The following is a 25,822-nucleotide window of genomic DNA, read 5'->3' on the forward strand; positions in this document are numbered from 1 at the left end:
GTGTACGGGGGTTCGATTAATTAAGAATAAATTTAAGGGATTACTCTACAGTTACACTTTTAGCTAAGTTTCTTGGTTTATCAACGTCGTTACCACGGTGTAAGCTTGTGTAGTAAGCAATTAGTTGAGTTGGAATAACACTAACTAATGGAGTTATTAAGTTGTGCACTTTTGGTAATACATATGCATCGCCTGATTGATCTAGACCATCCATAGCGATAATCATACTATGAGCTCCACGTGAAATAACTTCTTGTGCATTACCACGTGTGTGTCCAGCAGTTGCTTCATCCGTAATAATTGAAATAACAGGAGTACCTTCTTCAATCAATGCAATTGTTCCATGTTTCAACTCTCCAGCTGCGAATCCTTCTGTTTGAACATAAGAAACTTCTTTTAATTTAAGTGCAGCTTCCATAACAACATAGTAATCAATACTACGTCCAATATAAAATGCGTTACGACTGATGCTTAGATGTGTAACAGATAATTGTTCGAAAATTTCTTTTTCATCAATAATAGATTCAATTGCTGTAGCGGCGATACCTAGTTCATGTGCCATATCTACAGCTAATTCTAATCCTTTTTTGCGACCAGCAAGCTCTCCAAGAATTGCAAGAACAGCAATTTGAGCGGTATAAGCTTTTGTTGAAGCAACAGCGATTTCTGGGCCAGCGTGCAATAATAAAGTGTATTTTGCTTCTCTAGAAAGAGTAGATCCTGGTACGTTTGTCAATGTTAGAGAAGGGAAGCCAAAATCATTGGTTTTTACCAATACTTGACGACTGTCAGCTGTTTCTCCACTTTGAGATAAGAAGATGAAGAAGGGTTTTTCAGTCAATAAAGGCGTATTGTAACCAAACTCACTAGATAAATGAACTTCTGTAGGAATATTGGTCAAATTTTCAATGATTTGTTTGCCAACCCATCCAGCATTATAACTTGTTCCACAAGCAATAATGTAGATACGATCACTTGCTGTCATTTCTTCAAGAATAGCTGAATCAATTTCTAGTTCGCCATTGTCATTTTGATAATTTTGAACAATTTTACGCATAACTGCAGGCTGTTCATCAATTTCTTTTGCCATATAGTGAGGGTAAGTACCTTTGCTTAAATCATTTGCATCCAATAAAGCAGTATATGAAGCGCGTGTAATCACATCACCAGCTAAAGTTTCAATTTTGATGTCGTCTACTGTTAGAGTAGCAATTTCACCATCCATCAGTTCGACAAACTGATTCGTTTCTTGAATCATTGCCATGGCATCGCTACAAATAACATTAAAACCATCACCTCTACCTAATAGAAGAGGACTTTTATTTTTGGCTGCATAAACAACATCTGGATTTTCATTGTCAATCAAAGCTAATGCGTAAGATCCTTTTAAAGCCACAATTGCCTTTTTGAATGCATCTATTGTTTCTAATCCTTCTTCTTCAACATACCATGCAATCAATTGAACGATGATTTCAGTATCTGTATCGCTATGCAACGTTGTATCTGTAAGAAAGGCATCTCTTACTGCTTTGTAGTTTTCGATTACACCATTATGAACAAGGTTAAAACGGCCACTATTTGATTGGTGAGGATGAGCATTTTCAACACTTGGTACACCATGAGTTGCCCAACGAGTATGTCCAATACCTGTTTTTGCAGGAATGTTATGGTCTACTTTTTCTCTTAAAGCAGCAATGCGTCCTTTTTCTTTAAATAAATGTCCTTCATCTTGTTCATCCATTACGTAAATACCAGCTGAGTCGTAACCACGGTATTCTAACATTTCAAGTCCTTGTAATAAAATATCTTTTGCATCTTGTCTTCCGATATATCCTACGATTCCGCACATATTAAATTCCTACTTTCTTTTATTTAAAATAGTATTTCATACTGAAGTCAACTTCTTTAGGTTTTTTTGATGATAAAGTACGTATAAATATGATTTTTTGATTGTATAATTTTAAATTGGTATATACACTAAAAAAGTTGTTTAACTGTCAAGCAGGTTAATAATAAGGGATTAATAAAATAAAGTCAACACATTTTTTAAAAGTGGTCTATTGGTCTATATCGGTTTAATAATAATCACACGTACAAGGAATCTAAAGATAGTGAAGTGACAAGCAAATGTTACCGGTACTTTTGACAAAGCATGTGATGACAAACTCAACACTATACTCTGTTGTAATCGGATACAAGCCACGTTAAGATTAACTTAACAAAAAAGTTAGAGGAGGAGTTATCTTGGAACAGACAGAAAAAAAGGGAACAAAAGCTACCATTCAACGTATAGGTAGTTATCTAAGTGGCATGGTCATGCCGAATATCGGTGCTTTTATTGCTTGGGGGATTATTACCGCATTATTCATTGAAAAAGGATGGCTTCCAAATGCAGAACTAGTACAATTAGTCGATCCAATGTTGTATTATTTATTGCCAATATTAATCGGATATACAGGTGGTAATATGATATATGGACAACGGGGAGCGGTTGTTGGAGCTATTGCAACAATGGGGGTCATCGTAGGATCAGAAATTCCAATGTTTATTGGAGCTATGGCATTAGGACCTTTAGGGGGATATTGTGTTAAGAAATTTGATGATTTTTTTGGGAATAAAATTAGAGCTGGTTTTGAAATGCTAGTTAACAACTTTTCAAGTGGAATTATCGGATTTGGCTTAGCTATTATTGCATTTTATGCTGTAGGACCTTTTGTAACCGGATTAACAAATCTACTTGCAAGTGGTGTTGACTGGATTGTTAACGCTGGACTATTGCCATTAGCAAACATTTTTATTGAACCTGCAAAAATCCTATTTTTGAACAACGCTATCAATCATGGTATATTGACACCATTAGGTACTGAACAAGCTGCAGAGACAGGGAAATCTATTCTATTCTTACTAGAAGCGAATCCTGGTCCTGGTTTAGGTTTACTGTTAGCTTATTCATTCTTTGGAAAAGGAGCTGCTAAAGCATCTGCTCCTGGTGCTATTTTAATTCAGTTCATTGGTGGGATACATGAAATTTACTTCCCATATGTATTGATGAAACCCGCTTTGTTCTTATCTGTTATAGCTGGAGGTGTGGCCGGAACCTTTACAAATTCTATTCTTGGTTCAGGCTTGGTAGCTGCAGCTTCTCCCGGATCTATTATTGCTATATTAGCAATGACTCCAAGAGGCAGTTACCTGAGCGTAATTTTAGGTGTTATCGTTGCAGCAGCTGTTTCATTCTTAGTGGCTATGGTAATATTGAAATCAGATAAATCACCAGTAGCTATTGAGGAAGATAATTTTTCAGCTAAAGTCCAAGAAAGTAATTCACGTAAAGCAGTATCAAAAGGTGCAAACCAAACTCAAAATTCAACACAAACAGTGGCAACAGATGATGCAGCAACTGTTGGGCAAAAAGAAGTCAAAAGAATTATCTTCGCATGTGATGCCGGTATGGGATCTAGTGCAATGGGAGCTTCCATTATGCGTAAAAAAGTAAAAGACGCCGGGTTGGACATTTCTGTAACTAATTCATCTATCAATAACTTGACTGACGAAGATGGATTGTTGGTCATCACACAAAATGAACTAACACCGCGTGCAAAACAAAAAACGCCAAATGCAACACAAGTTTCAGTTGATAATTTCTTGAACAGTCCTAAATATGAAGAAATTGTTGAAAATTTAAAAAATCAATCATAAGCATATTATCTAAATAATAAGATGCACATAAAAAAGGGATAAAGCGGTGAGTGCTGACTCACTGCTTTTATCTGTTTAGATTTTGTCCAGAAACGAGATGAAAGAATTGTATATTTCCAATAGGGAAAAAAAGATTATAGAAATCTTGCTCGAACAAAAAAATGGTGTTTCCTTAGATTATTTAAGCGATGAGCTACAAGTTAGTAATCGCACAATCTACAGAGAACTGTCAAGTCTGGAGAGCACCTTAGCCCAATATCAAATCAAATTAATACGTGAACTGGATATTGGCTATAGACTAGTTGGTAAGCCCGCTTTGTTTAGAGAGTTACAGCAGCTGTTATATGCTTCACCAGAAGAGTTTACGGCTCAACAACGACAAAGTGCTTTAGTAATCAAACTTTTGATGCAAAAAAATGAAGTGAAAATGGAATCTCTCGCTATAGATCTTCAAGTAAGTATCAGTACGATTCAAGCTGATTTAATTTCAATAGAAGAAGTTTTTCAAGCGTACCAAATTGATATTGAACGCAAAAAAGCAAAGGGTATTCAAGCAATGGCTTCTGAAAGCAATCGACGATTGATTATCAGTGGATTGATTCATAGTGAAATAAATGAGTATGATTTTTTTCAGTTATTGGAAAATGAAACGAAAGCACAAGCTAAAGAATGGGATGTTGGACAAAATCCATTTTTAAAGCAGTTAACTAAAGAAGATTTGTACCACGTGTATACTGTGGTCAAACAGTTTGGTCAGCATTATTTTGATGAAGTTACGGATAGTCAACTGCAGCGATTAGTTATTTTGTTATGTGTTTCCATTATGAGATTGCGAGAAGGGTATCAAATCACATCATTCAAACCGACTACTTTCTTAACAGATAGTGAACAAACAAAAAGTATAGAGACAGCTACCGCTATTTATGAATTTATGCAGAAACTATATGGAATAGATATACCAAAAGAAGAAATCCAATTTTTAGGGCTTCAAATTCAAGGGTTGAATGTTCCCTTACGCAATGAGTTTTTCTCACAGGAATACGATGCTGATTTAGGCTATAAGGTAAGAGAGTTGATTCGTCTCGTTTCCAATGAAATGGACTGGAATTTTAACCAAGATGAGACACTTTTTCATGATTTATTGGCTCATATTACAGCAGCTCTCAAGCGAGCTATTGCACCCATGCCAGAGAGCAATAATCCTTTGTTGGATAAAATTAGTACCCAGTATAGTCAATTGAGTTTTACGGTTAAAGAAAATTTGATGCATATATTTCCATTGGTCCATTTCTTGCCAAATGAAATCGTATATATAGTGATTCATTTTGCTTCAGCATATGAGCGACAACCGAAAAATCCAAAATTAAAAGCACTGGTCATTTGTTCAAGTGGAGTTGGTACAGCGAAAATATTAGAAAGTCGTATACGAAAACATATTCCTGAAATAGCGGTTATTGAAATTTCCAGAATCTCAAAACTTCATCGCATTGATTTTAATGACTACGATTTAATTTTATCAACCATATTTTTACAAGGTTTTGAAACGGAGTATAAAGTTGTTACACCGCTATTGATGGATAATGAAATCAAAAGTATCCAATTGTATGTTCGCCAGATTATCGCTGAAAAGATAAAAGAAAAAGTTGAAAAAGAGACTTTAATCCTTATTCCTCAAACAGTTAAATCTGAATTTAAAGAATTTTATCAGAAATTAAAGCTGGCGAATGGGGTTTTAGAAAATTTTAATTTGCATCAAACAGTTGGAATGATGGAATTAACTTCTATCCTTTCGGCCATTTGTGAAAGTTTAGAAGGGGATTTTTTAACGGATGGTAAACACGTTGCTACTAAACTAATGGAGCGAATGGAATTAGCTCCTATTGGACTTCCTAATACAAACATGGCATTATTTCATTGTATTGATGCAACAATCAAACAACCATTTTTTTCCATCTATGAATTGCCTAATGTTATGGATGTGCTTGGAATCGATCGGAATCCAGTTCACATGAAGCGGATTTTAATGATGTTGGGTCCAGATCCATTAAGTGAAGATGCTCAGGAAATATTGGGGTTTATCAGCTCGGCAATTGTTGAAAGTGATCTGACAATGGAAATTTTTAATTCAGGCTCTGAACCGTTATTAAATAATTATTTAAGTAGTTTATTTTTAGAAAAATTAAAGAAATAAAGGAGAGAATAAGTCATGGCTATTTTAGAAGAAAGCAGTATTCAATTAAATCAATCATTTAACACGAAGGAAGGGGCTATTCGTGCAGCGGGTAAGATCTTAGTGGATGGTCAATATGTAAAAGAAGGTTACATTGATGAAATGCTGAAGCGTGAAGAAAATGTTACAACTTATATGGGCAACTTTATTGCTATTCCTCATGGGACAGAAAATTCAAAAGACTTAATCACTCAATCTGGTATTTCAGTTGTTCAAATTCCTGGTGGTGTAGATTTTGGTACTCCTGAGGAAGAAAAATTAGTAACAGTTGTTTTTGGGATTGCTGGAGTAGGGAATGAACATTTGGATATTCTTTCAAAAATCGCGGTTTACTGTTCAGAAGTAGAAAATGTTGTGAAATTAGCAGATGCATCTTCTGAAAGAGAAGTTAGAGAATTACTGGAAGGGATTGAGTAATATGCTAGCCATTCATTTTGGTGGAGGAAATATTGGTCGAGGATTTATAGGAGAAGTTTTAAATAAAAATGGATTTAAGATTGCTTTTGTAGATGTAAATAAAGAAATTATTGATGCTTTAAATGACAAACATGAATACACTATTGAGCTGGCTCAAGAAGGCACTCCTCAAATCAAGGTAAACAATGTTTATGGTATCAATAATGGAACTCATCCAGAAGAAGTCATTGCAGCATTTGAACAAGCTGATATTGTAACGACTGCTATTGGTCCGAAAATTTTACCGTATATCGCACCTTTAATCGCTAAAGGGATTCAAAAAAGACGAGTTGGACAATCAACTCAACCCATTGACGTGATAGCATGTGAAAATATGATTGGCGGAAGTACATTCCTTAAAGAGGAAGTTTCAAAACATTTAACTAAAGAAGATATGGATTACTTGGAACGCTATATTGGATTTCCTGATGCTGCAGTAGATCGTATTGTGCCTTTACAATCTCATGAGGATAAATTATTTGTATCTGTTGAAGGATACAAGGAATGGGTCGTTGATGAATCTAAACTTAAAAATACGAATCTACGCTTAGAAGGGGTTCATTATGCACCTGAATTAGAACCATTTATTGAAAGAAAATTGTTTACCGTAAATACGGGACACGCAACTACAGCCTATGTTGGGAAATATGAAGGATACAAAACAATTGACGAAGCACTAAAAGATAAAGAAGTAAAAAAACAAGTAGAGAATGTTTTAACTGAAACAGGAGCTGTAATGGTTGAAAAGTGGCAATTTAATGGTGAAGAACACAAAGCGTACATTGCTAAAATTCTTTCTCGTTTTATGAATCCTTATATTTCAGACGATATCACGCGTGTGGCTAGAACGCCAATGCGTAAGCTCGGATACGACGAACGATTTATTCGTCCGATTCGAGAAGCAAGTGAAAGAGGACTTGAAACGGACTATTTGATTAAAACTGTTGCTAAAGCTTTAGTTTATCGTGATAGCAATGATGAAGAAAGCCAACAATTAAAAAAAATGTTGGAAGATAAGTCTGTTGAAACAGTTATTCGTGAAGTTACACAACTAAAAGATGAAACAATTATTGAAAAAATAGCTAATGAGTACGAACTTTTAACAAATTAAAAATTAGTTAATTATCAAATGATATTAGTGTTGTAAAAGAAATTACTTTTGGAATAAAGGGATTTGTTTGTATAGAGCCATAGTACCGACTTAAACAAAGGTATTCCTATTCCACCAGAAAGTTTAAATAAGTAATGTAGCTAATCAGATAATACTAACATTAATAAAAAAAACAGTTGAGCATATTTGCTCAACTGTTTTTTTATCCAATGGAATGTTCATTTCTAACAGCTTCTAATTTTTCTGTGACCATATTGAGAACTTTTTCAGCATCATCTAACTTTTCTAAATCATATTGATTAATATCAATTATCAGGGTAGCACTTTTATCGTAAGCGTTAAACCAGCTATCATATTGACTATGAAGATGAGTATAATAGTCTAGTAATCCACTATTTTCTCCGATTTGCTCAAATGAACGACCCCGTTTTTCAATTCTGTTCAAAACAGTATCTAAAGAGCCGCGTAAATAAATGAGTAGATCGGGAGATTTTTTAGGCATGTTGTCTAGTTCTTCCATCATGTTATCCAATAAATCTAGATATGTGTCCATTTCAGCATCACTCATGTTTCCTTCTTCATAATTGATCCGAGTAAACAAGGCATCTTCGTAAATCGAACGATCTAATACATTGTTTTCATGTTTAAAGGCAGCTTTAATGCTTCTAAAACGAGTATTTAAAAAATAAATTTGTAGTGAGAAAGCCCATCTTTCAGGATTTTCATAGAACTTTTCCAAAATTCGATTATCATCCACACTCTCATAGAAAGCCTCGCTTCCTAATGCTTCTGAAATGAATTTCGTGTAGGTACTTTTACCAGCACCGATCATACCAGCTAAAACAATCACAGCTTTGTTTTCTCCCTTCATGTAACGGTCACACTCCTATCAAAGACCGATGTCTTCTTCTTTCTTTTGCGTATTTTAGTATACCATATATTAAAGGGACTGTTCGGGTAATTTTAGAAAGTTAAAGGATAGAAATGATTCAACTAAATAATTTTTGACATGTTTTTGGGCCAGCAATGCCATCAGCTAAAAGCCCAAAATTAAGTTGGAAATGTCCGACTGCTGCTGTTGTTTTTGGACCATATTGTTTATCTGGCGTACCTAAGTTTAAATGATAGTTACCTGTTAAGAAAGCTTGGACTACGTACACGTCCCAGCCAAAAAATCCATTTTTTAGAATTCTCATTTTTGAAGCAGATTCAGGACCCCAATAGCCATCGGGTTTGGAACCAATTGTTTTTTGAACTAGACAGATTAAACTTTTCTTTGTTACCGGTCCAAATAAACCATCTTGTTTGATACCAAGATTTTTTTGAATTGCTTTTATGATCGCAAGTTGGGAAAGGGGAGTTACTTTTGAAGAATTTGTTGAAATGACTAGCTTTTGGCCAATTAGGATGTTTTCAGAAGATAGTTGATTGATTTTTTTCAACCAGGTAAGGGTAGTATGGTATTTTTTAGCAATACTCCATAAGGAATCGCCTTTCGCTACAATATGATACAAGTGATTTTCCTTTGTAGGAGAAGAAGGAGATAAAACTTCCTTTTTAGTAGTGGAGGATAAGTCATGCGCAAATTGTGTAAGAGAAATACCGTGTTGCATGAGGTAAGCATCGGGATCGGTATGATTGGTACCTCCTAAATTGTTGGAGATCCAATGATGTGTTTTGATACCTTTTGATGCAAGCGTAGTACCCGTATTTAATGAAGTAGGGATTCCAGCTTCCTTAGCAAGTTTTTTTAATAACCATAAATAGGCTAGATAATCTTTTTTAAACCAAACTGGATTCGATGTGCGTGCTAATTCTACTTGAGCATATGCATGAGGATTGGCATTTCCCCAGCCCCATACTGAACTTTCCCTGTTTGAGCAATCTGGACAATTCTTCCAGCTCCACCAACCCAATGACTTGTGAAGGAACCATTTATTTGAGCCATCCTCTTCATATAAGCAATTTCATTTTCTAGAGAAAGTATTCCCGTGTTGTTTTGATTCCCAGATTCATGAGCAATAACAAAGCTTTTACTAATTAATTTTTTCTGTGTGATTGTCAAAAGCTGTTGTTCAATTGTATAAGTCATTTTTATTCCTCCTATAATCATTAAATAGGGTGAGACTGTTGCCCCACCCCATTTTTAATGATTGTTTAAATCAGACCTGATAATGCTTCGCCATAGTATTTGTTAGTTGTTATTCTACTTCAAAGATATCATCTACTACGCGTTCGACATAGCGAGCTCCTGCTACAGTAGCGTAAGGATTAACACCTTCAATTTGAAACATATTTAACGATATGATTGAATTCATTGCTTGTTGAGCTTGCACTGTAGTTAAATTAAGGATTGGATCTTTTACACTCATTGTTTTTGACTTTCCTAAACTAGTAACGAATCTTAATTCTAATGATTTTGCCATTTAATTTCCTCCTTAGTGGATAAATTGATGTAAGTGACTATTCTGTTCATTGCTTAGCGGGTATAAGTGTATTCTTCAACCATGACTGATTGTATATAAGGTAAGCTTGTTAAAGATTCTAAAGCTGCAGAAAAACCTTCTACTTGTTCGTCTGTAACAGAGTTGATTGTGTTAGAATAGCTGCGTTTTACTGTTTTTTCATTTGCAGCATCTTCAAAATGTACTTCAATTGCCCCTTTTGTCCATTCTTTTTGCATCATCTATTCCTCCTTATAAAATAAGTTGCTGTGTAAGTTTTTGTCATGACATCTTACATCTGTAATAACGTTTAGAAAGAATAGAGTGTTACTTAGCAAGGGGTAAACTAGCTCATCTATTTATAAAAAGAACACAGGAATAAATACCTATATTTTTTTTTATTTTAATTCCTTTTAAAGACTTATGTCGTTCTTATTCAGATATACCAATCATTTTTAGAATCTGTTAAATTCCTACTTTAAAAGCAAAACAATGATCTAAAGTTTGGCAGATAAAATGCTTTTTAAACAATCTATTTTCTAACTTAAAAGAAGCAACTTAAACGTTTACAATTCGTTAGATTTAGTGGATAATAAATGAATTATCAAAAGACTATGCTTTTACTTGCGAAACAGTTTTTAATTTTGTAAACTTAAAAATAAACAACGTTCTTTAATTATGCAAAGTTGCTGAAATACTTCTAAGCCAGCCGAATAGGGAGGTCAATATGAATTTAACGAAACTTGTCCAAACATATGTCTTGAATCAGAATGTTGGTAGTCCAATTTTTATTTCAGATATTATGCACTACATAGAACAATTTGTGGATGACCAAAATGTATGTCAACAAATAAGAAAAAATGTAAATGTTATTCTAATGAGAATGGTAAAAGATGGGAACTATTTAAAACGTTTTGGAACTGGAGTCTATTATCGGGATGATACTGATCAATCAGAAGAAATACGAATTGACTGTATCGAATTAATCAATAGAACTTATATAGAAGATAAAAGAGGGAACATATTTGGATATCTTACTGGAACTGCATTTTTACATAAATTAGGACTTATCGAAAAGCCTCCGTGCGAAATAATTATTGCAACAAATGCAAAAAGAAATGGCAATATTGAAGCAACGGATATGGAATTTAAATTGGTCAACCCTCCAACAATCGTGACACGAGAAAATTATCATTATTTGCAAATATTGGATTTAATAAAAAATGATTTAATAAATGGGAATAATCTCCAATATAGCATTGCGCTGACACATTTTATGAATAAGTACCAGTTAAAGGAAGCGAAACTAGTAGCGTTGGCTGTGGATTTTTATAGTCAGAAAGTCGTTCTTAAAGCTGCCGAATTTATTAGCAACAAAGTATACTTAGAAAATCAAAAAGATGAAATCATTATCACATTGGATACTATGAAGCAAAAGGAATTGTATGAGAATGATTAATGGATTTTATAATAGTTAATATCAAATTTTCAAAAATTCTGAAATGAGCAGCTTGCTCTTAAGAGAGCTAGATAGTCGCTCGGTTAAATGCTACACGAAGGAACTAACAAAAGATTTTAAGAACTCTCATTCGACCTTTGGGATCGTTGTCGATGAAGAATAATGAATTAAATAAAACAGCTTAAATTTAATTCATACCACTAGCAAAGGCTTCTTCTTTGCTAGTGGTATGAATTTTTGCTATCATGAATATAAATTAAGGATGACTAAACAAATAAAAAGTGCCATCACGTAGCAAGATGTTAAACTGTTCAGCGTTACTATATGAAATGGAGTGTGAGTCCAAATGGATAGAAGAGTTGAAGGAACATATACATCAAAAGAAGAAACGGTAAGTGCAGTAGAAAGACTCATTAATGAAGGTTATGCTTCAGATGAAATTGTTATTGTAACCAATGAAAAACATGAAAAAGAATTAGAAGATTTAACACTTGTAGAGGTTGATGCTGTCAATCCTACCGAAGGATTGTCTCTTTGGGAAAAATTAAAGGAATCTTTCAGTTTTGGACGATACAATTCGGATGAAATTTCCAATCCTCTAGAAGAATATGGTGTAGAGGGAGACATTGGTGAACATTATACAGAAGCTTTAGAAAGTGGAGAGATTGTCATTCTTGTTAACAGTGCTGGTCCATCAAAAATACAACAGTTATCCCAAGTAAATGAAGAAGTACTAAATGGAAATAATGAAAGTGAACGTGAAGTTATTGCAGCAAAAAATCCTGCAAAGGCTCCTACTAAAGAAAAAATGGATGCTATGCCTGGTGAAGAAGAACAGTTTGATCCAACTAAAGCACAATCGTCTAGAGAAGATATCGAAGGAAACCCTGATACATCTCCAGACAAACAAAATATAAATTCAACATCAGAGGAGTCTATCAGTCCGATAAATTCAAACCAAGAACAAAATGGTAGTACAGTGTCATCAGTAAATGAAAAAGTTAAAGGTTCTTCTCTTGAAAAAGAGCCAGAATTAACCGGTGACGAATCTACAGTAGTAGCTGAGAATGAAGGACATGTATACCCTGATAATATCAGCCAAGGAGTTGTAGATGGAGGAGATTCTTCTAGCAGCAAAGGAATTGGAAAAACAGAAGAATCAAAACCTGAAATGAATACAAAACAACCCGAAAGCGATGCGTATTATAGTGATAATTACGAAGAAGCTGGCGGAAAAACGATCAAAAAAGATGACGAAGATAAGTAAAAAAAGATTGAGACTTAGGTCTCAATCTTTTTTTTGATGGAGAATTAGTATAAGTAGTTTAAATAATGTTCATGGAAGAAAAAGATTTCTAATGATTTTATGGACTTTTACAAACAAACTTGCACATTCCAGAAGAAATTTAATGCAAAGAAGTCTTCTTATTTGTATTCGTTTTTTTAAGTTGTTATGCTTAATTTGTAGAGAAAATTTAGGAGGAATGAGAAATGACAAATTCTGATAAAGAAACTCAAAAACCAAAGGAAAATTATTTGATTAATGATGACAGTAAGAACCTTAATCCTGAACCACAAACAGAAGACCCAAATTATAAAGCAGCGGGTAAACTTAAAGGTAAGACAGCCATCATTACTGGTGGAGATAGTGGGATCGGGCAAGCTGTAGCGATTGCTTTTGCAAAAGAAGGTGCAGATGTTGCTATTGGTTACCTAGAATCAGAAGATGATGCAAATTACACAAAAAGTCGAATTGAAAAAATTGGTCAAAAAGCTTTAGTATTTAAAGGTGATGTAGGACAAGAGTCTTATGCTACAGAAGTAGTGTCGAAAGTAATCGAGGAATGGGGCCATCTAGATATATTGGTCAACAATGCTGGCGAGCAGCATGTCCAAGAGAAAATCGGAGATATAACCGCAGAACAATTGGATCGAACATTTAGAACCAACATCTTTAGTCAATTCTACTTTGTGAAAGCTGCGATGCCACATCTGTCAGAAGGTGCATCAATCATCAATACAACATCCATTACAGCTTATCGTGGAAGTGAACACCTTTTAGATTATTCAGCTACTAAAGGTGCCATTACAGCGTTCACCAGATCTCTTTCTCAAAATAGTGAAGTAATTGATAAAAAAATTCGCGTAAACGGTGTGGCTCCTGGTCCAATATGGACTCCGCTTATACCGGCTACTTTTACAGAAGAACAATTAGAGGACTGGGGGAAAGGCGGAGCAATAGAAAGAGCAGGTCAAGCTTTTGAATTGGCGCCAACGTATGTATATTTAGCAAGTACAGACTCTAGTTATGTTTCTGGTCAAGTGTTGCATGTTAATGGTGGAGTGGTCATTAATGGGTAATATGGTTTCAGGAATTTTTTTTAAATTGCAACTAAATACGCTTTTAGTCTGATTACAAGTCGTCTATTTTGAAAACTTATTTTTCATTTGGTACAGTTAATTATAGAAATAAAATGTTTGATTTTAATCCTCTTGATTAAATAGTTAAAACACAAAGAGGATATAAAGAAGAGGAGCGTGTAAAGGATGAATAAAGTAGTTATCGGTTCATTTTCAAATGTACAAGAAACAACGGCTTGTGTAGAACAATTGATCGCAGAAGGCCATTCAACAGACAGTATAAAAATTGTGACGACTAATCAAAATCCTTCGGCGATTCAAGGTCAAACAGGTGTAGAAATCGACAAGGTCTCGGCAGAAGAAAAAGAATCTTTCTGGGATAAATTCAAACATTTATTCGCTGATACAGATGAAGACTTGGCACTTGAAAATTTTGGTGTAGACGAAGCTAGTGCAGAACAATACAAGGAGTCTTTGGAAAAAGGTGAATACATTGTACTTGCGGATAAAGCAACAAGTACAGAAACCAATTCGACTGAAGAATCTTCTGGAATGATTGGCCAAGCTGGTCAAGGAGTGAGAGAAATCAGAAATGCTTCACAACCAACTGATGAAGTGAGTTATGCAAATGATGGAAATGACTATTTAAACAATGCAGAAGTTCCATTGACGAATCAGTTTACAGAACAAGATGAACTTGATGAAAGCATCACAGTAAAATCTGATTTAACGGATACGACAGTTCCCGAAACGATTGAGGAAGATGATATTATGGTAGAATCAATTAGACAAGAGAACAAACCTAGATTGCAAGATAATCAAGATAATGAACCAACAAATGGTCCATTTAGTAAAGATCAGGATCGAAGAGATGATACAAGAGATGTTGTATCTCCAAAAAGACAACCATGGTCACATAAAAACTTTGATCCTAATGACAATCCATTGCAAGGAAAACCTACAGAAGACCAACTAAAGCATGAAGATCAGGTTGGACCTAGTTCACCAAACGAAGAGGAAGTAGATTTGCCGATTTTTGATGGCAGTACTTTATCAAACCAACCGATAAATGACCCAAGAGAAGATTTCAGAGACTAAACAGTAAAAGTAGAAGTGGTTCAGGCTTAGGTCTGAATCACTTTTTTAATTGAAAAAGATTAAATGTTAACTTTCGAACATGTGTTTGTAGTTGTTTTATGTTATAATTATGGAACTGAAGTAGGAGGGTGAAGCTATGATTTATAAACTCAATAGTGGAGATAAGGACTCTTCGACATCTACATTACCTAAAATCACAAAAATTGAAGCGCAAAAAAGAAAAGGGCGCTACAATATTTATTTAGATGGAGAATATGCTTTTCCTGTTGATGAAGCTATTTTAATTAAGCACATTTTGCATAAAGGAATGGAAATTTCAAAAACATTTCGCCAAGAATTAGAGATAGAAGATGGATACCGCAAAGCGTATACAAGAGCACTCGTTTATTTGAATTATTCTTTGCGTTCAATAAAAGAAGTAAAAGATGATTTGATTGGTCATGAATTTACTAGCGAAACTGCTGATCAGGTTATCGAACAACTAAAAGAACAAGGCTACTTAAACGATTTAATATATGCTGAAAGTTATACAAGAACCGCTGCAAATGTTAGCGGAAAGGGGCCTTACGTGATAAAAAGAGAGTTGAAAAAACGTGGAATTAAAGATGAAACGATTGAAGAAGCTATAGAACAATATCCGTTTGATCAGATGGTAGAAAATGGTGTTGCCTTAGCGGAAAAAGTTATGCGACGTTCTTCACGTCATTCATCAAGAGAAACCAACAATAAAATTCGTCAAAATTTAATGCAAAAGGGATTCCAATCTGATGTTATCACCCAAGTATTGGAAGAAATCAATACAGAAAAAGAAGTAGACGATGAGTATGAGGCATTAAAAGCACAAGGCGATAAAATTTGGCGCAAGCAAACGAAGTTAACAGGAACTAAAAAAATTCAAAAAGTTAAAAGCGGATTATTTCAAAAAGGATTTGCTGGTGACTTGATTACGCAATATATCAATGAAAAAGAAATGGAAGAAGAGGAAGAATGACGTTAAGTGAATCAAATTTAGATGCAGCAAACAAAAATGAAGTTTATGGTATTCCTATGTGGCCTCAAGAAAAAATCAATCAATTCAGAGAAACTCTTTTAAGTTGGTATGATTTAGAAAAGCGAGATCTACCATGGAGAAAAAATAATGATCCATATCGTATTTGGGTCTCTGAAATCATGTTGCAACAAACAAGAGTAGATACCGTTATTCCTTATTATTTAAATTTTATGAATACTTTCCCAACGATAGAAGCATTAGCACAGGCGAATGAAGATGTACTGTTAAAATCTTGGGAAGGATTGGGGTATTACTCACGAGTTCGTAATATGCAGTTTGCAGCTCAACAGATTATGAATGATTATAATGGAGAAATGCCAACAGATCCTAAAGAAATCGGCAAACTTAAAGGGATAGGACCTTATACAACTGGTGCGATTTCGAGTATGGCCTTTGGACTTCCTGAACCAGCTGTAGATGGAAATGTAATGCGTGTGTTGAGCCGGTTATTTGAAATTGATGCGGATATTGCTAAGCCGGGAAATCGCAAAATTTTTGAGGCTATCATGCGAGAATTGATTGATCCCTATAAGCCAGGAGATTTTAATCAAGCATTTATGGATTTGGGTTCAAGTATTTGTACACCTAAAAATTACCATCCCGAATTAAGCCCCGTTAAAGATTTTAATCAGTCGTATCAAAACAGCACATGGGAGAAATATCCCGTCAAAAGTAAAAAGAAAAAAGCCAAGCCGGTTTATTATATAGGGACAATCATTAAAAATTCAAGTGGTGCATTTTTACTAGAAAAGCGTCCTGAAAATGGTTTGTTGGCTAATATGTGGACTTTTCCAATGATTGATGAAGAGTTAGTGATTCAAGAGACCGGAATCGCACATGGAACATTGACAGAGGTAGATGATGAAGAACGAACTGAAAATGTGATGAAAAACGTCATGGCGGAATTGGAAAAGAACTATCAAATTAAGCCAACTTTAATGGAAGTACCTTTTGTTGAAGTTCAGCATATTTTCAGTCATTTGAAATGGTTTATCGCTGTTTATTATGGTCAATTACTATTAGAAGAACCTGTTGATATTCCTGAAAATTGTTATTGGGTAAAACCTTCAGACTTTGATCAATATGTATTTCCAGGCCCACAAACTAAAATGTGGCAGAGTTATTTGACAAAATTTAAGCATTAATGTGATAAGAATAAATTAAAGACCACTATTTCAGTAACAACTGAAACAGTGGTCTTTTTTTAGTTTTTAAAGTTTCTTTTAAGTATCGATTCTCATTTTTTTTTCATTATTTATTTGGTTTTATACTATAAAGATTAAGAGTTGTGATATAATAAGTACGAGTCGAGTGTTCATTCACTCTCTGGTTTATTATTTACTAATTTCTTACGATAGTTATGTGAGGAAAAGAAAGTTGGGTTAAGGATGCATATTCCAAAAGAAGGAGAATACATCACAATCCAAAGCTATAAACATGATGGCAGTTTGCATCGCACTTGGAGAGATACCATGGTACTTAAGACAAGTGATCAATCGTTAATAGGAGTAAATGACCATACTCTTGTAACGGAATCGGATGGCCGAAGATGGCTAACGCGAGAACCAGCGATTGTTTATTTTCATAAGCATTATTGGTTCAATATCATTGCAATGATAAGAGATAATGGTGTTTCTTACTACTGTAATCTTGCTTCGCCTTATGCATTAGATGAAGAAGGTCTGAAGTATATTGATTATGATTTAGACATCAAAGTCTTTCCGGATGGCGAAAAACGCTTATTGGATGTAGATGAGTATGAAGATCATAGCATAAAGTGGAATTATCCTGATGATATTGACCATATTTTAAAAGAAAACGTGAAAATTCTAGTGGATTGGATTAACGAAGAAAAAGGTCCTTTTTCACAAGATTATGTTGACATATGGTATAAACGCTATCAACAGTTATCACATAAGCAATGACCTTTTACTGGATAAGATGACAGTAACTTCTCTAAGATAGAAAAAATAGTAAAGAGGTTCCAACATACTGGAGCCTCTTTACTATTTTAGCGAAAAAGTATAGTGGCTTTGAATGAATGTATGGTAAAATAATTAAGGGTTCAATAACAAATGAAATTATTTGAGAGAAGAACCAAGTGTACATAAGGAGTGAGAAAAAGTGTCTAAAAAAAGTGGTTTTATTATTTTTTTTCTAATCATCTTAGCTGTTGGAGTTGTTTTTTTTGGCATAAACTATTCGAAAAAACAGCAAGAACAATTAATGTCAGTAGCTGAAGAAACAGATCAAAAAGAAGAAGTAATGACAAAAGAAGATGTATCTGCTCAAGTTGCTGGATATGAAGAAAGCCGTGGAGAGCTTTCGGTAATAGACTATTTAAAATACGTTAGTTTATTAAAAGATGAGGTTTCAATCAGTTTTTATGGAGATTTGGCGCAAGAAGAACAATGGATTTCAGAAATAGATACATACATAAAAAATCAGGTTGGCAGTACTATAAAAGTAAATCGCTTACCGTATACGGATTATAATTCTTATCAATTAATCAGCGAAAATAAGGTGACGGATCTTGCCAAAACAAATCCAGATGTCGTATTTTTTCAGTTGATGCCTTATGCGGATCATGAATTAGATATCGCTTTAGCCGATTCAAGTGATTATTTAGCAGAAAATTATGCCATAATAAAGAAAAGTTTGCCTGAAGCGTTAATTATTTTTGTCTCTCCTAATCCAAGTAGCAGTGAAAAAGGAAACAATAATTCAAGAACACTTGATTATACATCTTATTTAAATGAAATGGTTTCGACAGTCGAATCTAACGAATGGATTGGATTTAATATTCACAATAGCTACCTTGAAAAACTTGAGGCTGACGGAGTCTCATTGGAAAGCACTTTAACACAGGATGGCAAATCATTGAATAGTGAAGGAACAGCAGTGTACCGGAGTTTATTCGAAGAAGCTTTAAATAAAAAAAGAGATACTACTAGTGGAATGTAGTAACAATAAAAAAAAAGCAGTTGAGAAATTTACTCAACTGCTTTTTTTTTATTGTTCAATGTGTTCGATGTTAGAAATGTCTGTATCTGGATTCCAGTCGTTCCCTTTATAGCTACTAATTAAAATATTTAAATGCTCTAAATATTCCTCATATTTTAAAATACTAGACATAATATGAATAACCGCATTACTTTGACCATAGTCATCATGCATGTACTCTTCCAAACTTGCTTCATCAAAGAAGGACTGCATAAATTCTTTTCTGAGTGGGGCTTTATACGCAATAAAATTTACGCTATCTGGTGAAACACGACCATTAAATTTTAATAAAATTTGTTCATGTGCGGTGAGCAAAGTTTCTAGACGTTCACGTATCAAGATACGCAAATCTTTTGGAAAATGGTTAAAAGAATTTTCATATTTATGAAACGTATAAGATAAATTATAAGCTTCTTTTGTTGTTGCAATGATTTGCCTGTAAACAACTACTTTCCGCATTTTTTGAATACGGTCTTTTTTCCTTGTAGTCACTCCTTCATCTTTGAATAAAGAAAGATAGACATCCATCCGATTGAGCTCTGATTTGATCCATTTCAAATCTTTTTTCAGAATAGGGTATTGGCTGTTTTTCCGCACACTTGCACGTAAAAATTTCATAATTTCAGTTGTTGAGTAGTCAGTAACGTGATACAGTTTTTCTTCATACTTTGGAGGAAACAAAATAGTGTTTACCAAGAAAGCAATAAAAACCCCCATAATTGTAGCTCCAACTCGTATACTAGCATAAAGAATAAAATTATCTTCAGTAGTTTCCATAATCACGATTAATGTTACGGTAGCTAAACCAATCACACTGCTAAGATTCAGTTGATTTAAAATAGCAATCAACAAACAAGCAGCTAACCCAACAATGATATAGTGATTGCCTAAAGTTAACGTGATGCATATAGCAACCAAAGCGCCAATCAAGTTGGCGATGATGCGATCTTTGAGGGTATTGATAGATCGCTTGACTGAAGGTTGCAATGCGAAAATGGCTGATATAGCAGCTAAAACACTGCCTGATGGGACATTTAATAATGCGGGAATAGCTAATGCAAGCGCAACAGCAATTCCTGTTTTGAGCGTTCTTGCTCCAATTCTCATAAAATAGTTTCACTCCGTTTTATTGATAGTTATACTTGTATGATAAGCTACTTAGAAGCAATAAGCAAAGAATTTAGAGTAAATAGTTTGAAAATTAAGATAATTTAATAATGAATACTATCATTTTAAGAAAGTTTAGAAAAAGCTTTATCGATCGCTTTTTTTGTTTCATCAATGTCTTCTTGCGTATGCATAATAGTCAAAAACCAAGCTTCATATTTGCTTGGGGCAAGATTGATGCCTTCATCCAACATATTTTTAAAAAACTTTCCAAATCGAATAGAATCCGTATTTTTTGCATCAGCATAATCTTCAATGGGATGATCCGAGAAGTAGACGGTCAGTGACCCACCAATTTGGTTCACAACTGTTGGGATATTATATTTCTTACCAGCTGCAAGAAGAGCATCTTTTAATTGAATAGCAAAGTCAGCCATTCTTTCATAGATTCCAGGTTCCTGTAAAACTTCTAAACAAGCAATTCCAGCTTGCATAGAAAGTGGGTTTCCAGACATTGTACCAGCTTGATAGGCAGGTCCAAGTGGTGCTACAGTATCCATGATGCGTGTTGGACCACCATATGCACCAATCGGTAATCCTCCACCAATAGATTTCCCAAATGCTGTTAAATCAGGAATAACACCTAACATATCTTGAGCAGCACCGTAATGGAAGCGGAAGTTGGTGATTACTTCATCATAGATCACTAAGGCTCCATACTCATGAGTGATTTCATTGACAGCTTCTAAAAATCCAGGTTTAGGAGCTACCATACCAAAGTTTCCGACGATTGGTTCCACTAAAACAGCTGCAACTTTTTCTCCAAATTTTTCCATAATTGTTTTGTAAGAGTCAATATCATTGTATGGTACAGTGATTACTTCTTTTGAGGTACCTACTGTTACTCCACCAGAATCTGTCGTGCCTAGTGTAGAAGGACCACTTCCGGCTTCAACGAGAACGAGATCAAAATGACCATGATACTGACCGGTAAATTTAACAATTAATTCACGATTTGTGTATGCACGAGCAACACGAACGGTTGTCATAACAGCTTCAGTACCAGAATTTGTAAAACGTACTTTATCCATTGAAGGAATCGCAGTGGTTAACATCTTTGCAAAAGTCACTTCATGTTCAGAAGGAGTACCAAATAACACACCTGTATCTGCAGCTCTTTTTATTGCTTTTGTAATATGAGGATGATTGAATCCAGTTATAATGGGTCCAAAAGCTGCTAAATAGTCGATATAGCGATTGCCATCAACATCATATAAATAGGCTCCATCCCCACGGGCCATGGTAACCGGATTGCCTCCGCCAACCCCTTTAAATGAGCGGCTCGGACTATTCACTCCTCCAACAATAACTTGGTTCGCTTCGTGAGCTAACTGATCGCTTTGAGTATGATTTAACATAAAATAATTGCCTCCTTAAAAGTAAAATCATTTCTATTGTAATGCTCCTACCAAAGAAGTGCAATATTTCCCTAGACAAAGAATAAAAGGATTTATTTGCAAAGTTAAGGTAGAAAAGTTATCATTAATTTATAGAGTATTTATTATAAGTTGATAATTACTATTAAGTAATCATTATGAAAAATATAAATATTGGAAAAATTTTTATTTATTAAATTTGAAGGGAGGAGAAGTATGACATCGAATCATTTAGTAGCTCATTCGATTGAGAAATTAAAACGTGCGCACATACGTATTACACCACAGCGTTATGGTATTTTAGAATATCTAATCGAGAATGACAATCATCCGACAGCGGATGAGATTTATCAAGCATTGGCGGCTAGATTTCCTAATATGAGTGTGGCAACTGTTTATAATAATTTACGATTATTTACTAAAGTAGGTTTTGTGGATGAAATGAACTATGGAGACGCTTCAAGTCGATTTGATTTTACTTCCGCACAGCATTATCATGCTATTTGTGAAGATTGTGGAAGAATTGAAGACCTTTATTATCCAGGTCTAGAGGATATTGGCGAAGTAACGACTACTCTGACCGGTTTTAAGGTTAAGCGACATCGATTAGAAATTTACGGTATCTGTCCTGAATGTCAATTGAAATTAGAGGGAAATGAAAAGCCATAAATCATTGTAAAGTGAAATAGGATAAATAAAAAGCGCCTTTTGGTGTTTTTTTATTTTGCACAAGATTAAAGATTATTAAGGGAGCATTGACACAAAAATAAATTCTCTATACTATTAGCTTTATAATGGAAGATACAGATAGAATATATAAATAAGTATGAGATTAGATCAGAAGGGAGACGGCATGACTACACTTAATGATGTTGCGAAAAAGGCAAATGTATCAAAAATGACAGTATCCAGAGTGATCAACCATCCCGAACAAGTGACTGACGAATTAAAAGAACTTGTTTTTGAAGCAATGGAAGAACTTAATTACCGTCCCAATGTTGCAGCAAAAGCATTGGTCAATAACCGTACACAAATTATAAAATTATTTATCCTTGAAGAAATGGACACAACGGAACCTTATTATATGAATTTATTAACCGGTATTGCGCGAGAATTAGACAATCGTCATTATTCTTTACAGTTGGTTACTAAAAATAATTTTGATATAGGTGCATGTGATGGATACATTATTTGCGGCATGCGTGAAAGTGATTATAATTGGATAAGTGGTGCTACAAAACCCGTTGTTTTATTTGGTGAAAATCGACATGGCTATGATTTTGTTGATTCAAACAATAAAGAAGGGATTGCTAAAGCAACACAATACGGTATTGATTTAGGGTATGAGAACATTATCTTTATTGGTATTGATGTAAAAGAACCCTTTGAATATTCACGTGAGAGTGGATACATAGTTACGCTTCAAAAAAATAAACGCCTACCAGAAATTCATCGTTTTGAAAATCGCTCGCGTTATGCTGCAGAGTTTATTAGAGAAAACTGGAATAAATTCAAACCCAATACGCTCTTTATTTGCAGCTCAGATCGCTTAGCAATTGGAATTCAAAGAGGAATTATCAATATGGGTGGAAGAATACCTACTGATTTTGGCATTATTGGACATGATGGTGTTTTTTTAGATCAGATTGCTTTTCCACAACTGACTACAGTCAAACAACCTGTTATTCAAATGGGTGAAGCTTGCGCTAAAATGGTGTTAAATAAAATTGAACAAAAAAATGCACCTCAAGGAGAACTTTTTTTTACTCCGGAATTAATTATTAGAGGAACAACTACACAACAACCCTTTTCAAACTGTTGAAAATTTATTTTAGAAAGAAGAGTGACTATGACTAAAGCTATGATTATCGTAAATCCTTCTTCAGGTGGAGAAAAAGCAGAAAAATATATGGAAAGATTAAAAAAGCAAATTGAATCTGATTTTACCGAACTTATCATTAAGAAAACCGAAAAAGCGGGAGATGCAACAACCTTTTGTGAAGATGCAGCCTTAGAAAAGTATGAAGCTGTTTTTGTATTGGGCGGTGATGGAACTGTTAGTGAAGCCGTTAATGGATTGATGTTGCATCGAGCTCAAACAATATTAGGAATTATACCGCTTGGAACAGTTAATAATGTTGCTAGAGCTTTGGGAATTTCAACGAATCCTGATATAGCTATTGACTCATTTAAACAACGTTCGTTTAAACAAATTGATGTAGGAAAATTAAACAATCGGTATTTTATTAGTTCAACTTCCGTAGGTCCAATACCGGAATCTATTCAAGAAGTAGATGTAGAGATGAAAACCAAATTTGGAGTGTTTGCTTACTTGATTGAAGGAATTAAAGCTTTAAAAGATGACGAAACATACACAGTTGAATTAGAGCTTGATGGGGAGAAGTGGATAGCCAATTACAGCATGGTCTTGATTGCCATGAGTAATTTTGTTAGTGGAGTGGGTACAGTTGTTCCAGATGCTGAAATCGATGACGGATTTATCCATTTAGTGACATTAAAAGAAACCACAGCTAAAGAGAAATTGAGCTTATTACCAGAACTGTTTCAAGGTAAGGGATATAGTAGAGAACAATTGGAACACCGTGCGTTCAAAAAAGCAAAGATTCGATTACTAGAGGATAGAGAAACGTATTGCACCGTTGATGGCGACAAAGGTCAGCCGTTTCCTATTGAACTAGAAGTATTACCAAGGTCACTAGCAGTTTTTGTTCCAAAAAACTAATTAATATAAAGCTTGTCTCAAATTTATGTAATATTTCTCTAAAAGCACTAACATTTAGGTTAAGCTAATTGATGGATCTATAATAGGTCAAAAAGCAAAAAATAGGAGGGGATAAAAGTCCCCGCCTATTTTTTGCTTTTTTCATTTAGTTTTTTTCTGTCAGTGGAGATAGTAAACCAGACTCGTAAAATTGATCCATGTCTTCTTTAGGAACCATGCTCCCACCAGTTGCCCATGCAATATGCGTAGCTCGTTCCATTTTATCCACCAAATGATGTTTTTCTAAATAACTTTTGCCTTCATTTGTTTGACATAGTCTGAGTGCGCCAGGAACACCTGCTAAAGCAGCCGGTTCTAAATAAATTTTTTCTTTATCAATGAGAGCACTTAACAATCGGTTTGTTTCAAAATCATCAATAGTATAAGAACCGCTAAAAAAGTAGTTCATCATGCTAGAAACTAGTTTTGATGTACGAGGTACAGCAAGACCATCGGCTACTGTCAAGCCATCTAAGCCAAAATCTTTAACGGATACTTCATCAAATTTTTGAGTCATTAATCCTATTGTCATGGAAGGAACATGCGTAGGTTCTGCAAAAAAACAATGAACATTATCTCCATAAATTTGCTTCAAGCCGAATGTAATTCCTCCTGGTGAACCACCAATGCCGCATGGCAAATAAACAAATAGAGGGTGATTTTCGTCTACAAGAATGTTTTCTTGAGTCAATTGTTTTTGTAACCGATTTGCAGCAACTGTATATCCTAAAAACAACTCAATTGAATGTTCATCATCGACGTAATAACTCATAGGGTCTAAGTTAGATTGCTGACGTCCTTTTTCTACGGCATTTGTAAAGTCAGACTCATGTTCAATAACCGTAACTCCACGAAAACGCAATAAATCTTTTTTCCATTGCTTTGCTTCCACGGACATATGTACCGTGACGTCAAATCCTAACTTAGCACCGACAGTTCCTACGCTGATTCCCAGATTACCAGTAGTACCTACCGCGATTTTGTAGTCTGAAAAGAACTCTTTAAACGATTCACTTGCAAATACGGCATAATCATCTGTGTAACTGGTAATCAGACCATGTTCTAACGCTAGATTTTCTGCATGCTTCAAGACTTCATAAATAGCACCTCTTGCTTTTATTGTTCCAGCAATTGGTAGGGTATCGTCACGTTTTAATAAAAAAGTTCCTGGGATAGATGAATGATAAACTGTTTCAAGATATTCTTTCATAGAAGGAATCGAGGATAAAGGAGATTCAATGATTCCATTGGATACTTCGGTTTCTGGAAAATCAATTCTTAAGTAGGCCGCAAAACGGTTTAAGCGTTCTTCAGCATCATTCACATCATCTTTTGTATAGGAAACTAAGGACGAAGCTTCTGCAAATGGAATTTTAGCTTCGTTGATCCAAAAGATTTCTTTTAAAGAAAGAAGATTTTCTAATTGGGGGACTTCTTTTTCCCATGAATCTACAGTTTTACCCGCAACACTAATACTTGTCATCATTCTACCTCTTTCTACTAGGCAATCACGCCTGTTGCAATTACTGAAAGAGTAACACTTTTAACATTTGAAATCTAGAAAGTTCCTGATTTTTTAGAGAAT

At 34.6% G+C, this 25,822-nt stretch carries 24 protein-coding genes; 15 read left to right on the plus strand and 9 right to left on the minus strand.

The genetic code is table 11. From position 1 onward, the window contains the following. Positions 1–40: 40 nt before the first annotated feature. Positions 41–1,849 carry a glutamine--fructose-6-phosphate transaminase (isomerizing) gene (gene glmS / locus ACKI3H_RS00390; RefSeq protein ID WP_407370321.1) on the minus strand — a complete coding sequence of 603 codons (1,809 nt, stop codon included), beginning with the start codon at positions 1,847–1,849 and terminating at the stop codon, positions 41–43. Positions 1,850–2,244: 395 nt separating this feature from the next. Here glmS and ACKI3H_RS00395 point away from each other — a divergent pair, with 395 nt between their 5' ends. The 4 genes from ACKI3H_RS00395 to ACKI3H_RS00410 all read left to right on the plus strand — a co-directional run bounded on the left by ACKI3H_RS00395 (position 2,245) and on the right by ACKI3H_RS00410 (position 7,496). Beyond that, positions 2,245–3,699, plus strand: coding sequence for a PTS mannitol transporter subunit IICB (locus tag ACKI3H_RS00395; RefSeq protein ID WP_407370322.1), 1,455 nt, complete (start codon positions 2,245–2,247; stop codon positions 3,697–3,699). A gap of 97 nt (positions 3,700–3,796) precedes the next feature. Continuing rightward, positions 3,797–5,890, plus strand: a complete 2,094-nt coding sequence (locus ACKI3H_RS00400; protein ID WP_407370323.1) for a BglG family transcription antiterminator — start codon at positions 3,797–3,799, stop codon at positions 5,888–5,890. A 15-nt stretch (positions 5,891–5,905) separates the two neighbouring features. Beyond that, positions 5,906–6,346, plus strand: a complete 441-nt coding sequence (locus tag ACKI3H_RS00405; RefSeq protein WP_407370324.1) for a PTS sugar transporter subunit IIA — start codon at positions 5,906–5,908, stop codon at positions 6,344–6,346. A gap of 1 nt (position 6,347) precedes the next feature. Next, positions 6,348–7,496, plus strand: coding sequence for a mannitol-1-phosphate 5-dehydrogenase (locus tag ACKI3H_RS00410; protein WP_407370358.1), 1,149 nt, complete (start codon positions 6,348–6,350; stop codon positions 7,494–7,496). 202 nt (positions 7,497–7,698) lie between these two features. Here the strand turns inward: ACKI3H_RS00410 and ACKI3H_RS00415 are convergent, their stop codons facing one another. From ACKI3H_RS00415 to ACKI3H_RS00435, 5 genes are all read right to left on the minus strand, one after another. After that, complete coding sequence (locus ACKI3H_RS00415) at positions 7,699–8,367, minus strand: deoxynucleoside kinase (RefSeq protein ID WP_407370325.1); 669 nt, start codon at positions 8,365–8,367, stop codon at positions 7,699–7,701. Between the two features lie 118 nt (positions 8,368–8,485). Continuing rightward, the gene (locus ACKI3H_RS00420; protein WP_407370327.1) at positions 8,486–9,412 is read right to left on the minus strand and encodes a peptidoglycan-binding protein; all 927 of its coding nucleotides are present in this window, start codon (positions 9,410–9,412) and stop codon (positions 8,486–8,488) included. After that, a complete protein-coding gene (locus tag ACKI3H_RS00425; RefSeq protein ID WP_407370328.1) occupies positions 9,313–9,588 on the minus strand; it encodes a hypothetical protein in 276 nt (91 codons plus the stop codon). The genes ACKI3H_RS00420 and ACKI3H_RS00425 overlap by 100 nt, the downstream gene beginning before the upstream one ends. A 109-nt stretch (positions 9,589–9,697) precedes the next feature. Next, a complete protein-coding gene (locus tag ACKI3H_RS00430) occupies positions 9,698–9,922 on the minus strand; it encodes a DUF2922 domain-containing protein (RefSeq protein WP_407370329.1) in 225 nt (74 codons plus the stop codon). Positions 9,923–9,975: 53 nt separating this feature from the next. Next, positions 9,976–10,179, minus strand: a complete 204-nt coding sequence (locus tag ACKI3H_RS00435) for a hypothetical protein (protein WP_407370331.1) — start codon at positions 10,177–10,179, stop codon at positions 9,976–9,978. A gap of 488 nt (positions 10,180–10,667) precedes the next feature. On the opposite strand from ACKI3H_RS00435, the gene ACKI3H_RS00440 reads away from it, so the two are divergent. From ACKI3H_RS00440 to ACKI3H_RS00475, 8 genes are all read left to right on the plus strand, one after another. Then, complete coding sequence (locus ACKI3H_RS00440) at positions 10,668–11,399, plus strand: DUF6088 family protein (RefSeq protein ID WP_407370332.1); 732 nt, start codon at positions 10,668–10,670, stop codon at positions 11,397–11,399. A gap of 346 nt (positions 11,400–11,745) precedes the next feature. Further along, complete coding sequence (locus ACKI3H_RS00445; RefSeq protein ID WP_407370333.1) at positions 11,746–12,666, plus strand: general stress protein; 921 nt, start codon at positions 11,746–11,748, stop codon at positions 12,664–12,666. Between the two features lie 224 nt (positions 12,667–12,890). After that, positions 12,891–13,760, plus strand: a complete 870-nt coding sequence (locus ACKI3H_RS00450) for an SDR family oxidoreductase (protein ID WP_407370334.1) — start codon at positions 12,891–12,893, stop codon at positions 13,758–13,760. Between the two features lie 186 nt (positions 13,761–13,946). Continuing rightward, positions 13,947–14,858: a general stress protein gene (locus ACKI3H_RS00455; RefSeq protein ID WP_407370335.1), complete on the plus strand. Its 912-nt coding sequence runs from the start codon at positions 13,947–13,949 to the stop codon at positions 14,856–14,858. Positions 14,859–14,994: 136 nt separating this feature from the next. Next, positions 14,995–15,849, plus strand: coding sequence for a recombination regulator RecX (recX, locus tag ACKI3H_RS00460; RefSeq protein ID WP_407370336.1), 855 nt, complete (start codon positions 14,995–14,997; stop codon positions 15,847–15,849). Further along, on the plus strand, positions 15,846–17,054 hold the full coding sequence (gene mutY / locus ACKI3H_RS00465) for an A/G-specific adenine glycosylase (protein ID WP_407370337.1): 1,209 nt from the start codon (positions 15,846–15,848) through the stop codon (positions 17,052–17,054). Before recX ends, mutY begins: the two co-directional genes overlap by 4 nt. A 243-nt stretch (positions 17,055–17,297) precedes the next feature. After that, entirely contained in the window at positions 17,298–17,834 is a 537-nt protein-coding gene (locus ACKI3H_RS00470; protein WP_013711011.1) for a DUF402 domain-containing protein, read from the plus strand. A 199-nt stretch (positions 17,835–18,033) separates the two neighbouring features. Further along, entirely contained in the window at positions 18,034–18,873 is an 840-nt protein-coding gene (locus ACKI3H_RS00475; protein ID WP_407370338.1) for a hypothetical protein, read from the plus strand. Between the two features lie 48 nt (positions 18,874–18,921). On the opposite strand, the gene ACKI3H_RS00480 is transcribed toward ACKI3H_RS00475, so the two are convergent. Then, positions 18,922–20,019: an FUSC family protein gene (locus ACKI3H_RS00480; protein WP_407370339.1), complete on the minus strand. Its 1,098-nt coding sequence runs from the start codon at positions 20,017–20,019 to the stop codon at positions 18,922–18,924. A 125-nt stretch (positions 20,020–20,144) separates the two neighbouring features. Continuing rightward, the gene (locus ACKI3H_RS00485) at positions 20,145–21,437 is read right to left on the minus strand and encodes a glutamate-1-semialdehyde 2,1-aminomutase (protein ID WP_407370340.1); all 1,293 of its coding nucleotides are present in this window, start codon (positions 21,435–21,437) and stop codon (positions 20,145–20,147) included. A gap of 234 nt (positions 21,438–21,671) precedes the next feature. On the opposite strand from ACKI3H_RS00485, the gene ACKI3H_RS00490 reads away from it, so the two are divergent. The 3 genes from ACKI3H_RS00490 (at position 21,672) to ACKI3H_RS00500 (ending at position 24,198) form a co-directional block, all read left to right on the plus strand. Next, positions 21,672–22,124: a Fur family transcriptional regulator gene (locus ACKI3H_RS00490; protein ID WP_407370342.1), complete on the plus strand. Its 453-nt coding sequence runs from the start codon at positions 21,672–21,674 to the stop codon at positions 22,122–22,124. A gap of 184 nt (positions 22,125–22,308) precedes the next feature. Beyond that, positions 22,309–23,277 (plus strand): LacI family DNA-binding transcriptional regulator, encoded by a 969-nt coding sequence (locus ACKI3H_RS00495; protein WP_407370343.1) that lies wholly within the window; start codon positions 22,309–22,311, stop codon positions 23,275–23,277. A gap of 27 nt (positions 23,278–23,304) precedes the next feature. Beyond that, positions 23,305–24,198: a diacylglycerol/lipid kinase family protein gene (locus ACKI3H_RS00500; protein ID WP_407370345.1), complete on the plus strand. Its 894-nt coding sequence runs from the start codon at positions 23,305–23,307 to the stop codon at positions 24,196–24,198. A gap of 145 nt (positions 24,199–24,343) precedes the next feature. On the opposite strand, the gene ACKI3H_RS00505 is transcribed toward ACKI3H_RS00500, so the two are convergent. Further along, positions 24,344–25,720: a D-serine ammonia-lyase gene (locus tag ACKI3H_RS00505; protein ID WP_407370346.1), complete on the minus strand. Its 1,377-nt coding sequence runs from the start codon at positions 25,718–25,720 to the stop codon at positions 24,344–24,346. Positions 25,721–25,822 lie beyond the last annotated feature (102 nt).

Source organism: Carnobacterium sp., assembly GCF_045617425.1.
In the GTDB taxonomy this organism is placed as follows: Bacteria; Bacillota; Bacilli; order Lactobacillales; family Carnobacteriaceae; genus Carnobacterium_B.